The sequence below is a fragment of the Neobacillus sp. NPDC093127 genome, from assembly GCF_044754175.1.
Lineage (GTDB): Bacteria > Bacillota > Bacilli > Bacillales > Cytobacillaceae > Neobacillus.
The window spans coordinates 307,168-321,187 of the sequence record NZ_JBIVOP010000002.1 but is presented as its reverse complement, the minus strand read 5'-3'; the positions used below and the strand labels follow the sequence as shown (position 1 = coordinate 321,187).

The 14,020-nt window shown below is 42.5% G+C and carries 13 protein-coding genes; 4 read left to right on the top strand and 9 right to left on the bottom strand.

The window, feature by feature from the left end; genetic code table 11:
- Positions 1-33 precede the first annotated feature (33 nt).
- Positions 34-792: a TraR/DksA C4-type zinc finger protein gene (locus ACIQCO_RS04780; protein ID WP_400426434.1), complete on the bottom strand. Its 759-nt coding sequence runs from the start codon at positions 790-792 to the stop codon at positions 34-36.
- Positions 793-1,016: 224 nt separating this feature from the next.
- Between ACIQCO_RS04780 and ACIQCO_RS04775 the strand changes: the two genes are divergently transcribed.
- Entirely contained in the window at positions 1,017-1,175 is a 159-nt protein-coding gene (locus tag ACIQCO_RS04775; protein ID WP_400426433.1) for a hypothetical protein, read from the top strand.
- Positions 1,176-1,233: 58 nt separating this feature from the next.
- On the opposite strand, the gene ACIQCO_RS04770 is transcribed toward ACIQCO_RS04775, so the two are convergent.
- The 3 genes from ACIQCO_RS04770 to ACIQCO_RS04760 form a co-directional block, all read right to left on the bottom strand.
- The gene (locus ACIQCO_RS04770) at positions 1,234-1,863 is read right to left on the bottom strand and encodes a LysE family transporter (protein ID WP_400426432.1); all 630 of its coding nucleotides are present in this window, start codon (positions 1,861-1,863) and stop codon (positions 1,234-1,236) included.
- A gap of 109 nt (positions 1,864-1,972) precedes the next feature.
- Entirely contained in the window at positions 1,973-3,004 is a 1,032-nt protein-coding gene (locus tag ACIQCO_RS04765; protein ID WP_400426431.1) for a glycosyltransferase, read from the bottom strand.
- Positions 3,005-3,024: 20 nt separating this feature from the next.
- Complete coding sequence (locus ACIQCO_RS04760) at positions 3,025-4,698, bottom strand: DUF6044 family protein (RefSeq protein WP_400426577.1); 1,674 nt, start codon at positions 4,696-4,698, stop codon at positions 3,025-3,027.
- A 211-nt stretch (positions 4,699-4,909) separates the two neighbouring features.
- Between ACIQCO_RS04760 and ACIQCO_RS04755 the strand changes: the two genes are divergently transcribed.
- Both ACIQCO_RS04755 and ACIQCO_RS04750 read left to right on the top strand, forming a co-directional pair.
- Positions 4,910-6,178: an MFS transporter gene (locus ACIQCO_RS04755; protein ID WP_400426430.1), complete on the top strand. Its 1,269-nt coding sequence runs from the start codon at positions 4,910-4,912 to the stop codon at positions 6,176-6,178.
- A gap of 95 nt (positions 6,179-6,273) precedes the next feature.
- Complete coding sequence (locus ACIQCO_RS04750; RefSeq protein WP_400426429.1) at positions 6,274-6,864, top strand: helix-turn-helix domain-containing protein; 591 nt, start codon at positions 6,274-6,276, stop codon at positions 6,862-6,864.
- A gap of 227 nt (positions 6,865-7,091) precedes the next feature.
- On the opposite strand, the gene ACIQCO_RS04745 is transcribed toward ACIQCO_RS04750, so the two are convergent.
- Complete coding sequence (locus ACIQCO_RS04745) at positions 7,092-7,256, bottom strand: Spo0E family sporulation regulatory protein-aspartic acid phosphatase (RefSeq protein ID WP_400426428.1); 165 nt, start codon at positions 7,254-7,256, stop codon at positions 7,092-7,094.
- A 199-nt stretch (positions 7,257-7,455) separates the two neighbouring features.
- Here ACIQCO_RS04745 and ACIQCO_RS04740 point away from each other — a divergent pair, with 199 nt between their 5' ends.
- Positions 7,456-8,442 carry a potassium channel family protein gene (locus ACIQCO_RS04740; RefSeq protein ID WP_400426427.1) on the top strand — a complete coding sequence of 329 codons (987 nt, stop codon included), beginning with the start codon at positions 7,456-7,458 and terminating at the stop codon, positions 8,440-8,442.
- A gap of 38 nt (positions 8,443-8,480) precedes the next feature.
- On the opposite strand, the gene ACIQCO_RS04735 is transcribed toward ACIQCO_RS04740, so the two are convergent.
- From ACIQCO_RS04735 to ACIQCO_RS04720, 4 genes are all read right to left on the bottom strand, one after another.
- Positions 8,481-9,830 carry a glucose-6-phosphate isomerase gene (locus ACIQCO_RS04735; protein ID WP_400426426.1) on the bottom strand — a complete coding sequence of 450 codons (1,350 nt, stop codon included), beginning with the start codon at positions 9,828-9,830 and terminating at the stop codon, positions 8,481-8,483.
- Between the two features lie 276 nt (positions 9,831-10,106).
- Positions 10,107-11,270: an iron-containing alcohol dehydrogenase gene (locus tag ACIQCO_RS04730; protein ID WP_400426425.1), complete on the bottom strand. Its 1,164-nt coding sequence runs from the start codon at positions 11,268-11,270 to the stop codon at positions 10,107-10,109.
- A gap of 117 nt (positions 11,271-11,387) precedes the next feature.
- The gene (locus tag ACIQCO_RS04725) at positions 11,388-12,659 is read right to left on the bottom strand and encodes a Glu/Leu/Phe/Val family dehydrogenase (protein ID WP_400426424.1); all 1,272 of its coding nucleotides are present in this window, start codon (positions 12,657-12,659) and stop codon (positions 11,388-11,390) included.
- Positions 12,660-12,680: 21 nt separating this feature from the next.
- Positions 12,681-13,880, bottom strand: coding sequence for an ornithine--oxo-acid transaminase (locus tag ACIQCO_RS04720; protein ID WP_400426423.1), 1,200 nt, complete (start codon positions 13,878-13,880; stop codon positions 12,681-12,683).
- Positions 13,881-14,020: the final 140 nt, after the last annotated feature.

The following is a 14,020-nucleotide window of genomic DNA, read 5'->3' as shown; positions in this document are numbered from 1 at the left end:
CTCAATTCGAAAGCTGTTTTCTTTTTTCCAAATTCATTTATCGTCGTGGTCAACATACGGGTCGTGCTCATAGGCCGGTAAATCGCCGAAAGTAGTCATAATTCCTTCTTCATCAAGGGCATCCTCATAATGTTCATGCTGGGGATTGGGATAAACCTTGATATCATTGCCATACATGTCATTGCCCACAAAGTTTTCATAGTCCTCGACGTAGCCAATATTTTCATCCGCTTCAGAATAAATATCATTGTAATCATCCTGTGGAAAAGCTAAATCTGATGGTGTATCAGATGTACCCCATGCAGCAACAGTTTGCCAGGAATCTTCGGAATCAAAGCTAACATTTTCTTTTCTATCGTCCATATCAAATTTGCCAAATGGCGGTGCCAGCACTTCTTCCTCAACCGGGCGCTGGTGTGAAGTGGTCTGATCCTGGCTATGCTCAAGACAAAAGGTGGTATTTGGCAGTGCTTCTAATCGTTCTGCCGGAATCTCCTTTCCACATACCTCACATATACCGTACCTGCCTTCTTCCATCGCCTCTAAGGCCCGCTTGATATTGGTCAGCTGTGCTTGATAATGCTCATTTAAAGCAATATCTTTTTCACGCTCATATAGTTCGGTCCCCTCATCTGCAGGGTGGTTATCATAGCTCGATAACTCTCCCACCGATTCATGCGCATGCCCTCGCTCTAATCCAAAGTGATCATTTTGTTTGAGATATTCTTCTACTTCATTCTTTTCCTGCAATAATTGTAACCGTAACTCAGCAAGCTGCTGTGTCGATAGCATGTGTTACTCCCCTTTCATCAAAATGTTCATTTAACCCCAAAATCTATATCGTCCTTTATTTTTCATTATTTAAGTGTACCTTTCTATTTTCATTTGTTTTGCCTTTGATTATGTACCAAAAAACTAATTCCACCAAAAACCTATCTGATAATTTTCTCAACAGACTGAATAAGATTTGCTAGGGCGCGTATCTTAAGAGAAGAAATAAGAAAAGGGGAGATTACGTGGTAAATCTAGACTTTGAAAAATTTACTAAAGCACAGCAAGCACATCAGACCAAATATTTAGGCGGCAGAAATAATCAAAAGCCGGGACTAAATGACCCCGAATACAATAATCAGGAAAATACCGATAAGTCTCCAGGAGCCACTGGACGCGAATGACAACGAACTTTGTGTGAATGGAGAATTTCTAAGAAGCCAGCATTTCATGCTGGCTTTCTTATTTCCCAAATAAGTTATTAAAGGCCTGGAACCCGAAATAAATCCCAAAGCCAATCAACGAAAGACTGGACAAGAAGGAAATGACAACGAGTAATTGGGAGGTTAAATAGTTTCGAAAACTGCTGGCCACACTGGCCATGGCAATATCCCATAACAAAAGCCCAATAAAAATAGCACTGCTATAGAGGATTAATTGGCTGCTTTCATAGGTTGCAGCAGTCTTCGCGAGCACGGAGCCGTAAATTCCTAACCAAAATAAAATCGTTAATGGATTGGAGATGGACATCAAGAAGCCGGAAAAAAACGATTTTATCAGCGGTTCCTTGCTTCTTGCATACTCTAAATGGATTTTTCCTGCATTCATAAATGTTTCAATCCCAGTGTACATCAAAACAAAACAGCCAAAAAACCAGAGAAAGGTTTGCATGAATGAAGTTTCCAGAAACTGGACAACCCCAATGTATACAACAAGCATATAGACGCCATCCGCTACAACAGCACCTACCCCAATTAACCATGAGTGCATAAATCCATGTCTGATTCCCCGATCAATCTGTGCCGCATTAATCGGTCCAATCGGTGCGGCCAGTGACAATCCTAACAATATATAGCTTAAAAAAACGTTCAATCAAATCCCCCCAAAGAATAGCCTGTCTCCTCATATTTATTCGGTAATAGGGAGTTTACGACAATAAAAAAGAGCTTCCCTTTTTAAAAAAGAAACTCTTTCCACATATTTATCTTTTCGATGACAAAATTCCTGTGTCCAAGATCTCATTATCCCCTGTTTGCTGAAGCAGATGGCGCCTTGGCACGGCCAAATTAAAGGAATCAATATCAACAATGTATTTTGGACGCTGCTTTGTCTCTTTATAAATTTTTCCGACGTATTCTCCAATCAAGCCAATCGCAATTAATTGGAGACCGCCGATAAGCCAAATAGATGTAATCAGCGACGTCCAGCCTGTCTCGGTGTTTCCTAAAAATTTTAGCGTTAAAAAGTAGCCGCCAAAGACAAGGCTCATAATAAAAGAAAAAAGTCCAATGACTAAGACAAAGCGTATGGGGGAAACAGAAAAGGACGTAATTCCATCAAAGGCAAAGGCGAGCATTTTTTTAAAGGGATATTTCGTTTGACCAGCTTGTCTTTCTAAGCGGTCATAATAAACCACATCTGATTGAAAGCCAAGCAGTGGAACAATCCCTCTTAAGAACAGGTTAACCTCATTAAACCTTGCCAGCTCTTGGACAGCCCTTTTGCTTATTAGCCTGAAATCAGCATGATTATAGACAAGATTAACACCAAGACTTTTCATCATTTTGTAAAAGGCCTGTGCAGTACTCCGTTTAAAGAACGTATCCGTCGCCCGGCCTTTCCGGACACCGTAAACAATTTCACTGCCATCACGGAACTTCAATATAAATTCGCGGATAACCCGAATATCATCCTGCAAATCAGCATCGATGGAAACAACACAATCGGAAAGCTCCTTGGCTGCAAACAGTCCGGCTAGTAAGGCGTTCTGGTGACCGACATTACCCGCTAATTTTAATCCGCGGACATAGTCATTACGTAACCCCTCTTTATAAATTAATTCCCATGTGCGGTCTTTACTCCCATCGTCAACAAACAGAATCTTGCTATGTTTTGACACCAGCGTATCATTAATCAGTTCCTTCAGCAGCTGCGTAAGCTGGCTTATCGTCTCCGGTAATACCTCTTCCTCGTTATAGCATGGCACAACAATGGTTAGGACTGGTTCCATCATTTGTTAAAAACCCCCGATGTCTACAAAGTCTTATATAAGTAAATTTTCCAGGCAGACGTTTTTGATTCGAATATCTTATCGAGCTTGATGCTAATTTCCGCGGCATTATCGATTGGGATCGCTGAAAAAATATAGCGTCCTCCCATTTCTTTAAAAACATCTGTATTCAATTGCAAATTTTTTAAATGGCGTTTGGAATCCTTTTTGATCATATACCTCTTTCCAAGCTGCGCCGTGAAAATATAACAGCGGCCGCCCCATTGATCGAAATAGTTGCGAATGGTTTTATTTTCTGCTAATTCCTTTTCAATTATTTTCCTAAATTGATGTTTATAGCTTAATGGATAAAAATTATTATAGGTATCCAGTGTGTAAAAGCCGTTATACTGGGAGATCGCCGGGTGAATGCCGATACTGGCAATTCGATATTCTTCCTGCTTCAGGCCAATATGCTCCTTTATTTCATGGAACATTTCCTCAGCGAAAAACTCTTTGACAGTTGGTTTTTTCCGATAAATAATTTCGTCATTAAACAACCCTAAAAAAAGAATCTGCATGACCATAACCCATTTTGCCATTTTCGCCCAGCTTATACCTTGAAGTGCAATAATTTTTAACGCCAGAGCGAAGCTTGCATAGATTACTAGCGGCCGTAAGAAGTGATAGCGGGCAAAATTAAAGGTATCCATGAAATGAAACTTTTTCGTTAACGGTAGCCAGCCCTCATAAAACCAAAAGGCATACCAAAGCGACAAGACAAGATTTAAGCCAAATAAAAACACAAACCACGTTTCCTGCTTCCATAGCCTTTTCGAATAAACCAAATAGATGGCGATGAAGGTGGCAGGCAAGATAATTAAGCTATGAACAGTCATTACATGGGTGTGACCTAACAGATAATTTTTGAAAAAAAGCCGAACAGCACGCCAAAAAGGGAGCTGCGCGTGAAAATACTCATCGCGGCTATTGGGCTCTCCCTTATAAAGAAAGGAAAAAACTAAGCGATATTCCACAATCATAAAAATAAATGACATATAAGCAATCGAAAACAAAAAGCGAAGATTCCAGCCCTTTCCCCGGAGATAATCCGTCATCCAAAAAATCCCCATCGCACTTAAAAAGAAGAAAAAGCCTAAAACAATACTTGCATATAGAGGCAGCAAGGTTAATACCAGATAATCCTTCCAGGTTCCCCCGTCATTCCGAATGTTAAGAAATGCCCAAAGGGCGAGAGGTATCCCTAATGTACTCAGCATTCCCGAAGGCCAAAATGGTGTTAAGGCAAACGCAAGCGCACTCCCTATTTGCAAGGGCAGCCACCGCTCACCTGGAAGCAGATGTTTTTTTAACAATAAATACATGCCGAAAAAGGCGGCAACTCTTGTTAATGTCTGACTTAATGCATAGGCAAACATCGTCGGAAATAGCGCATATAACCAGACAATCACGCTGTATTCCGTCCCAAAGGCGTTCCTCGATAGCTGTCCATTAATGATTTGCGGGATCACCCCGTTGACGCCGCCAAACATTTCCCCGCTTCGCGCCAGCACCTTATACCACGCCAAGTTTGAATCCAAATTATCATGAACCCGGATATGGGCATTTTCTTGCAGAATAAAAAGCGGAGAAAGATAGACCGCTAGAACAATGAAAGCGAAGAGAATGTATCGCCGCTCTTTTTTAATCTCTCCAATCAATTCTCTACACCCCTATTCAAAAGTGTATGTCCGTAATAAAGTCTGCTACTTGGATGGAAATTATTCCTTTAACACGATCTGGTATCTGGTATTTTAAAAAAAAGAGGGATTTCCATTATTTACTTTTATGAAATCTCCTGTTAAAATAAATTTAATCATTAAAATAAATTTTAACGGTAAAGTTAATTTTATCGAGAGGATGATAAATATGTTTAGGATTCTAAAAAACCGGAACTACCTGCGGTTCTGGCTCGGGCAAATCATTTCACAATTAGGGGATGGATTCACGAGAATTGCGATTGTCTACTTAGTCGCGACTTTAACGAAGGACCCGCTAGCCATTGGTCTGGTCATTTTCGCTCAGCTTCTCCTAACGGCTTTCTTTGGTATCTTCCTAGGTCCGTTAGCGGATAAATACAACCGAAAATGGCTCATGGTCGGAGCCGATTTCTACCGGATGTTGATTGTCTGCTTAATGATTCCCTTTCACCACTCAGCCGCAGCGCTGATTATCTTAATTGCTTTCCAAGGTCTTGGTTCTGCCCTGTTCGATCCGGCCCGTTCTTCATCGATTCCTGACCTTGTTGGGGAAGAAAATATCCAGCAGGCGATTTCTCTGTCACAATCGACAAGGGCGGCAATGGATATCATCGGTCCTTCTGCTGGCGCGCTGTTAATGATGACAAACAATTACAATTTTATTTTTGCGATTGATTCTGTTACCTTTGCCGTTTCAGCTTTGTTCATTCTCTCGTTACGAAATCTTGGTAAAAATAAATTGGCAGCCGCTCCTTCTTCTGAATCATACTTCAGCTCGATTGGCTCGGGTGTGAAAGAGGTCGTCGGGATGCCGGCCTTACGATTCCTGCTCATTCTGCTGATGCCAATTACCCTTGTCTGCGGAATATTGAATACCAATCTTATCGCCGTACTCACCAATGAGTTTCATGTTTCCGCCTTTCATTTTGGTTTTATTGAAGCGGCATCGGCGGTTGGTGTTATTTTCGGCGCTGGTTTTGCCGCTCCCTATGCCCTTAAGAAATTGAATCCGAGTACCATTTTTTTACTGGGTACAGCCGCAATTGGGGTATTGATGGTAGTAATCATTCCGCTTGATACACTTCAATTACTTTATGGCATCCTTCCTGTCTATATTTGGAGTATAATGACAGGAGTAATGAATGCCTTTTTAAATGTTCCGTTAAGCAGTATCTTTTTAAAAATAACTCCGACCGCTTTTAGAGGCCGGGGCTCCTCATTACTGGGGATCACAGCTAGTACCTCGTCGATCATTGGTATTTTGTTTGGCGGATGGCTATCGAAAGAAATCGGCGTATTGTATGGAACAGCGATATCGGGGGCACTGCTTGTTATCGTTGCTGGATTCATGCCCTTCCTGAAAGGCTATAAAAGCCTGTCTGATAATCAGCAAACCGAATCTGTTGCTGAAACCTCAGAGGCAGCAACCGTTAATTAATCTTAGTGGAGAATGGCAGAGCGCCGCAAAAATGTATTATTTTATCCAATTTGCAGGGTGGCTTAAAACGCCATATGGTTTGGGGGTAAGTTTTTGTGAAAAAAATTGATGATATTGAAATTGCCAAAATGATGTTAGATGTTAGAAAAAGAGGAATCTTGGACATTGCCAAAGAAGCTGTTACCGTGGGCCAAATTGCGGAGGAATTGAATGAGAAGCCGTCGCGGTTATACTACCATGTTAAAAAGCTCGAGGAAGCAGGCCTGCTAGAGCTGGTTGAAACCCGCCAGCAAGGAAATTTAATTGAAAAATACTATAAGCGGACACATGCTGCAGGCCATCGTTTTGAGCTTGATGAAACATTGTTAAAGGAACATCATGACACCGTAATGGAGGAAATCATGAATCTGCTCCAGCCTGGCCTGAAGCTTCTTCAATCAGAATTAAAAAAAGGAAAGCCCGACTTTGATAAGCAAGTGAATTTAATGATTAGTCTGCCGACCTTGACTGGAAGAGAATGGGAAACATCACACGAGCGAATGATGCGCTCGATTCACGATGATCAAGCGAATCAGGTGGAAACCATTGAGGATTCAAGCCTGCCCAAACTCACCGAGGAGCAGCTAAATCAAAAATCTAAATACGCCTATATAATGTTGAGCTATCGGGTCGATGACACGGAGTAAGAAAAGCGCAAGCGCCCTGGTCAGCGGCGTATGGCCTGGAGCGCTCCAACTGAGATAAAGGAAACACGAAGAGCGTTAGCGCATTCGTGCTTGACTTATCGTAGGGCGGAGAGCGAAGGACACTAGCCGCTAGGGCGCTGGAGCTGGACAATTCTCGAAGTCAAAATTTATAAATTCTTATATTATAATCAAAAAACCTTCCAAATAGTTGGAAGGTTTTTTTATGATTAATGTTTTTCATATTTTTTATCATAAACATTTAACAGGGAATCGAGTTTTTGGCTGCATTGGACAACATTTGGATTAGAATAACCGTAAAGATGGGCTAAATGAATCATTTCCAGCCTTGTTTTTTCAATCGTTGATAGAAGTGCGTTCATACCAATCCCCATGTCTCCAACCCTCTTTCCTAGTTATAAATATAAACATGTTATTAACCATAATTTATAAGTTTTCACACTGGAAAGCAAGTAGTTAATAGAAAAACTTTAGAACTTTTTGTGAATATAGAACTAGTAAAAATACCAATTCCTAATTATCAAATGGAGCTTTTTCGTCCATAATAGGTGGTAGTAGAAAGAGGTGTCGGTCGTGCCAAACAGAGTTTATATTAGCTTTTTAAGATTGCCGCTCCTAGTCCGCATTCTAGCCATTGCCCTTCTAGTATTTCTAACATTTGGCATTTCCATTCATTTTTTAGAGCCTGAGACCTTTCCGTCGATTTTCGATGGCATTTGGTGGGCGATTATTACAGCTTCAACAGTGGGCTATGGCGATTATGTCCCCCACTCTTTCTTAGGGAGACTAACGGCGCTCGTATTAATCCTACTTGGAGTCGGCTTTGTCTCCTCCTATTTTGGGACCTTAGCAGCGGCGGCTGTTACAAAACAAGATGCCTTTTCCGAAGGCAGAATTCCCTTTAAAGGAACGGGTCATATCATCATCATCGGCTGGAACGAGCGATCGAGAGAGTTAATTCATAAGCTGACAAGCGTTAGTATTCCACAAATGATTGTCTTGATTGACGAAACGCTTGAAGCAAACCCGGTTAAATCAAGATTTGTTCATTTTATCCAGGGAAAAGGGCATGTGGATGAAACGATTCTCAAAAGTGATATACAGCATGCCGAGAAGGTGCTGATTACCGCTGACCGGGGAAATGATGAACTCCAGGCGGACATGAATAGTATAATAACATTGCTGACGATTAAAGGCTTATGCACTCAAGTTAAATGCATTGTTGAAATTTTAACGGCGGAGCAGGTGGTCAATGCATTAAGGGCCGGGGCGGATGAAGTGATTCAATCGAATAAATTGACCAGTGTCTTTATGGTCAACAGTTTGCATTCCAACGGTGACGGGCTGTTATCAAACGTTGTCCATCAGTTACAGGAAAGAAGATTGTCGTCCTTTCTGGTGAAGGAGCAGGACATTGGAAAAAGTTTTGGGGAAGTATGCCAGGAATTGTTAAATCGGGGCTTCCTCCTAATTGGCATCAATAGAGGCGAGGAAACCATTCTTAATCCTATCCACTCGTTTAAAATTGAAGAAAACGATCAATTATTATTATTTAAATAAAAGAGTGCTGATTGTTTCCAAATCAGCACTCTTTTTAGTTATTTCAAGCGTTTTTCCAATTCTGCTTTCTTTTCTTCAAACCCAGGTTTTCCTAATAATGCAAACATATTGACCTTATAGGCCTCAACGCCTGGCTGATCGAATGGGTTGACACCAAGCAGGTAGCCGCTCATCGCACAGGCTTTTTCGAAGAAGTAGGCAAGGTAGCCAAATGTATATTCATCCATCGCTGGAATCGTAACAATGAGGTTTGGCACGCCGCCATCAGTATGGGCAAGCATGGTTCCTTCAAATGCTTTATTGTTTACAAAGTCAAGCGATTTTCCGGCTAGATAATTAAGACCATCCAAGTCTGATTCAACTGCTTCAATCGTCAGCTCACGGCGAGGCTTTTCAACCTTGATAATCGTTTCAAACAAATCGCGCCGTCCTTCTTGAACATATTGGCCCAGCGAATGAAGGTCTGTCGAAAAGTTTGCTGAAGCTGGGAAAATACCTTTCTGGTCTTTGCCTTCACTTTCTCCAAACAACTGCTTCCACCATTCTGAAAAATACTGCAGACCAGGCTCATAGTTAATCAGCATTTCGATGGTTTTGCCTTTATTATATAGCGCATTTCTTACAGCCGCATATTGGTAGGCGAGGTTATCTTCAAGTTCTGAATGACCGAAGTCTTCTTGAGCCTTGGCAGCACCCGCCATCATTTTTTCAATGTCTGCACCGCTAACAGCAATTGGCAGTAATCCAACTGCTGTTAAAACGGAGTAACGTCCGCCGATATCATCGGCAATCACAAAGGTTTCATAGCCTTCTTCGTTGGATAATGTTTTTAAAGCACCTCTTGCTTTGTCAGTTGTCGCATAAATTCGTTTACGCGCTTCCTCTACGCCGTATTTTTCCTCTAGCAGCTTGCGGAAAATTCGGAAGGCAATCGCTGGTTCTGTTGTCGTCCCTGATTTTGAGATGACGTTGATGGAGAAATCCTTGCCATCAAGAAGGTCGATTACATCACTCATATATGATGAGCTAATATTGTTGCCGACAAAAATGATTTGCGGCGTTTTCCGTTTTTCTTTCGGAAGGGCGTTATAGAAGCTATGCTGCAGCATTTCAATCGCCGCTCTTGCCCCTAGATAGGAACCGCCAATCCCAATCACAAGGAGAACATCGGAATCAGCTTTGATTTTTTCAGCCGACTTTTGAATACGTGAGAATTCTACCTTGTCATAGTTCGTTGGCAGGTCAATCCAGCCTAAAAAGTCGCTGCCTGCACCTGTTTGCTCATGCAAAGAATGATGGGCAACCTTAACAGCGTCTCGTAAATATGTAAGTTCATGTTCCCCAAAGAAAGTGAGGGCTTTCGAGTAATCAAAACGAACGTGTGTCATGTATGATCCTCCATAAATTTATTTTCACTACCACTTTATCGAAAGACGGGCGGAATATCAAGAAAGGTCCACTTATGTAAGCGAACCCATTTTAGACAAATTTTTCACAATGGCCTCGATTTCCTTATAAAATAAAGTTTTGGCTACTTTTTGAGGGGTTTTGGCTATTTTTCAAGGGGTTTTGGCTATTTTTCAAGGGGTTTTGGCTATTTAAACATTTATTGGAAACCAAAACACATAAAAAGACTCGGACAAAACGTCCGAGCCCGTCCTCACTTATAATGAAGCACGGTAAATCGCTAAAACATCCTCACGATTTAATTTCGCAAAATTACCAAATTCGCCATTTGCCATTGCGCGATCCGCCATCAACGCAAGCTTCTGGTCATCAATATCATAATCCGCTAACCGTGCTGGGGCCTCAATGCTGTTCCAGAATTCTCGTAATTTGCTAATCCCTTCACGCCCCGCCTCTTCCGCACTTTTCCCTTTAGGGTCAACGCCAAACACTCTAACCGCAAGCTGCTGAAAGCGCTCCGGTTTGACGCTTAAGTTATGTTCCATCCAGTGTGGAAAAAGAATCGCAAGCCCGCCGCCATGCGGAATGTCATAGACTGCGGATACCGCATGCTCTAAGTTATGGGTCGCCCAATCGCCGCGATAACCCATATTTAAAATCCCGTTTAACGCCATCGTGCCGCTGTAAAGAATCGTGGCACGATGTTGATAGTTTTCAAGATCTGCCAGTAATTTAGGCGCCGTTTCCATCACAGTGGTGAGCAATGATTCACACATACGGTCCTGATAATCAGTATTCTCTTCAAGGTGAAAATAGTGTTCGAGCACATGCGACATCATATCGACGATTCCATAAATCGTTTGGTTTCTTGGAACGGTGAACGTATTAACTGGATCTAAAATAGAGAATTTCGGGAATGTCACAGGACTACCCCAGCCGTATTTTTCATTTGTTTCCCAATTCGTAATGACCGAGCCGGCATTCATTTCTGAACCAGTTGCCGCAAGTGTCAACACGGTACCAAACGGCAGCGCCTCATGAGCGAACGCTTTTTTGACGACTAAATCCCATGAATCGCCGTCATATTTGGCACCTGCTGCAATTAATTTAGTACAATCGATGACACTGCCGCCACCAACGGCTAGGAGGAATTCAATTCCTTCTTGTTTACAGATTTCTACCCCTTTACGGGCTGTCGAAATGCGCGGATTGGGCTCGACCCCGGCTAGTTCAAACACTTCGGCTCCTATTTCCTCCAAAAGTGCGATAACCTGATCATAAAGACCGCTCCGTTTAATACTGCCGCCGCCATAAACAAGCAACACCTTTTTCCCATAAAGAGGAACTTCTTTTTTCAATTGCTCGAGCTGGCCTTTTCCAAAAATCAATTTAGTGGGATTCCAAAAAGTGAAATTTTGCAAAATAAACACCATCCTTTTCACTATTAATTATTATGTATTCAAAGTTGTTTTGCAAAAATCATGATTTCCTATTTATTCCGAAAAAAATTCCCCGCATCAATGATGCAAGGATTTCAATTAAAGCCAGCCTCGAAAACGGGAGGCCTCTGCCATTTTTCTAACACCAACCATATATGCAGCTAACCGCATACTGATATTACGGGTTTCGGCTAGGTCATAAACATCATTGAATGATTTGACGAGCCTTTCCCGTAATTTCACGGCTATTTCCTCTTCCGTCCAATAATATCCCAGGTTATTTTGAACCCACTCAAAATAAGAAACGGTGACGCCGCCCGCACCGGCCAGCACATCTGGTACCACCAAAATCCCGCGTTCGGTAAGAATCTTGGTTGCTTCCAGCGTCGTCGGGCCATTCGCTGCTTCTACTACAATACCAGCTCTGATGCTGGATGCATTTTTGGCGGTAATTTGGTTTGAAACAGCAGCAGGCACTAAAATATCACAGTCGTGCTCGAGCAATTCTTGGTTCGTAATCGCACCCTCAAACAGTGTGGTCACAGTACCAAAGCTGTCACGGCGGTCGAGCAAATAATTGATATTCAACCCATCTGGATGATAAATCGCCCCATAAACATCGGATATCCCGACGATAATCCCTCCTGAATCATGGAGAAACTTAGCGATGTAGCCGCCGGCATTTCCAAACCCTTGGATAATGATGCGAGCACCTTTTAACGAAATGCCGCGCTTTTTTGCTGCTTCTTCGATACATATGGTTACACCCTTAGCACCTGCTTTTTCACGCCCCTCAGAGCCGCCAAGCACGAGCGGTTTCCCTGTGATAAAGCCGGGGGAGTCGTATTGTCGGAGAGAGCTGTATTCATCCAGCATCCAGGCCATAATCTGCGAGTTTGTATACATATCCGGTGCCGGTATATCCTTAACTTGGCCGACAATTTGACTGATAGACCGGACATAACCGCGGCTTAAACGTTCAAGCTCACCAAATGACATGGTGCGCGGGTTACAGATAATTCCGCCCTTTCCTCCCCCGAAGGGTAAATCGGCGATGCCGCATTTTAGGCTCATCCACATCGACAACGCCTTTACCTCATCAATAGTTATCCGCGGATGAAAGCGGACACCGCCCATTGTCGGTCCAACTGCATCATTATGCTGGGCCCTGAATCCGCTGAAGATTTTTGTAGAGCCGTCATCCATCCGGACAGGAATCCTGACACTGACTGTCCGGATAGGTTCTGCTAATAAATGATACATCTCCTCGTTGTAGCCGAGTTTTTTTAATGCATCATGAATAACAATCTGTGTTGATGTAAGAAGGTCTAACATCTCCTGTTTCTTGCCATCTCCATCAGTAGTCCCCATTTTGGCACCCCTAGTTATTTTTCATCCTAATACTTTGTGAATCCGCTCAATCGCCCAATCCAACTCTTCTTTACTAATGACAAGCGGCGGCGCAAAGCGAATGACCGTATCATGTGTTTCCTTACACAGTAGTCCATTGTCTTTTAATTGTTCACAATATTTACGCGCTGGTTCTGTCAGTTCCACACCAATAAACAATCCCCGTCCGCGAACATCCTTAATCCGTGGATTGTTAATCTCTTTTAATTTACTAATAAAATACTCTCCAAGCTCTAAGGATTTTTCAGCGAGTTTCTCATCCACCAGCACATCAAGAGACGCAATCGAAACAGCACAAGCCATCGGGTTTCCGCCGAAGGTCGAACCATGTGATCCCGGATTAAAGACGCCTAATATATCCTTATTGGCCACGACACAAGAGATGGGGAATACGCCGCCGCCGAGTGCTTTACCGAGGATATACATGTCAGGCTCAATCCCTTCCCACTCGCAGGCAAACATTTTACCCGTCCGTGCCAAGCCTGCTTGAATTTCATCAGCAATAAAGAGGACATTATTTTCCTGACAAACATCCAAGGCTGCTTTGATAAAGCCTTCCGGTGGAATCACAATTCCTGCCTCTCCCTGAATCGGTTCAATTAAAAACGCAGCCGTGTTTGGCGTAATCGCTGCTTTTAATGCCTCTAAATCACCATAAGGGATCAGCTTAATCCCAGGAAGCATCGGTCCAAAGCCGCGTTTATATTCATCATCAGAGGATAGCGAAACCGCCGTCATTGTTCTGCCGTGAAAATTTCCAACACAAGCTATAATCTCTGCTTGGTCTTCGGCGACACCCTTTACATCATAGCTCCAGCGCCGGGCAGCTTTAACAGCCGTCTCAACCGCTTCCGCACCTGTGTTCATTGGCAGGACCATTTCTTTTTTCGTTAATTGACAAATCTTTTCATACCATGGACCGAGCTGGTCATTGTGGAAAGCACGTGAGGTTAACGTTACCTTATCTGCCTGATCCTTTAAGGCTTGTATGATTTTTGGATGTCGGTGGCCTTGGTTTACGGCAGAGTAGGCACTAAGCATGTCCATGTATTTGTTTCCTTCTGGGTCTTCCACCCAGACACCCTCTGCATGGGAGATTATAATTGGCAGCGGATGATAATTATTTGCGCCATATTTCTCTGTTTGTTCAATCAATTCATTTGAGTTTACTTTTGCCCTCATACTAGATTTACCTCCCTTTCACACCTTTTAATTATATGTACAATTCTATTGTAGCCGAGCCTGAAAAAAGAATGAACCCTTTTATTATTTATAAATAAAAAAAAGCCTGGACCAAATTACATGGCCGAGGCTTTTATAAA

Coding starts and splice junctions, on each gene's coding strand:
- ACIQCO_RS04735 (WP_400426426.1), bottom strand. CDS start 9,830: ATGACACACGTTCGTTTTGATTACTCGAAAGCCCTCACTTTCTTTGGG.
- ACIQCO_RS04755 (WP_400426430.1), top strand. CDS start 4,910: ATGTTTAGGATTCTAAAAAACCGGAACTACCTGCGGTTCTGGCTCGGG.
- ACIQCO_RS04720 (WP_400426423.1), bottom strand. CDS start 13,880: ATGAGGGCAAAAGTAAACTCAAATGAATTGATTGAACAAACAGAGAAA.
- ACIQCO_RS04765 (WP_400426431.1), bottom strand. CDS start 3,004: ATGATGGAACCAGTCCTAACCATTGTTGTGCCATGCTATAACGAGGAA.
- ACIQCO_RS04780 (WP_400426434.1), bottom strand. CDS start 792: ATGCTATCGACACAGCAGCTTGCTGAGTTACGGTTACAATTATTGCAG.
- ACIQCO_RS04725 (WP_400426424.1), bottom strand. CDS start 12,659: ATGGGGACTACTGATGGAGATGGCAAGAAACAGGAGATGTTAGACCTT.
- ACIQCO_RS04745 (WP_400426428.1), bottom strand. CDS start 7,256: ATGGGGATTGGTATGAACGCACTTCTATCAACGATTGAAAAAACAAGG.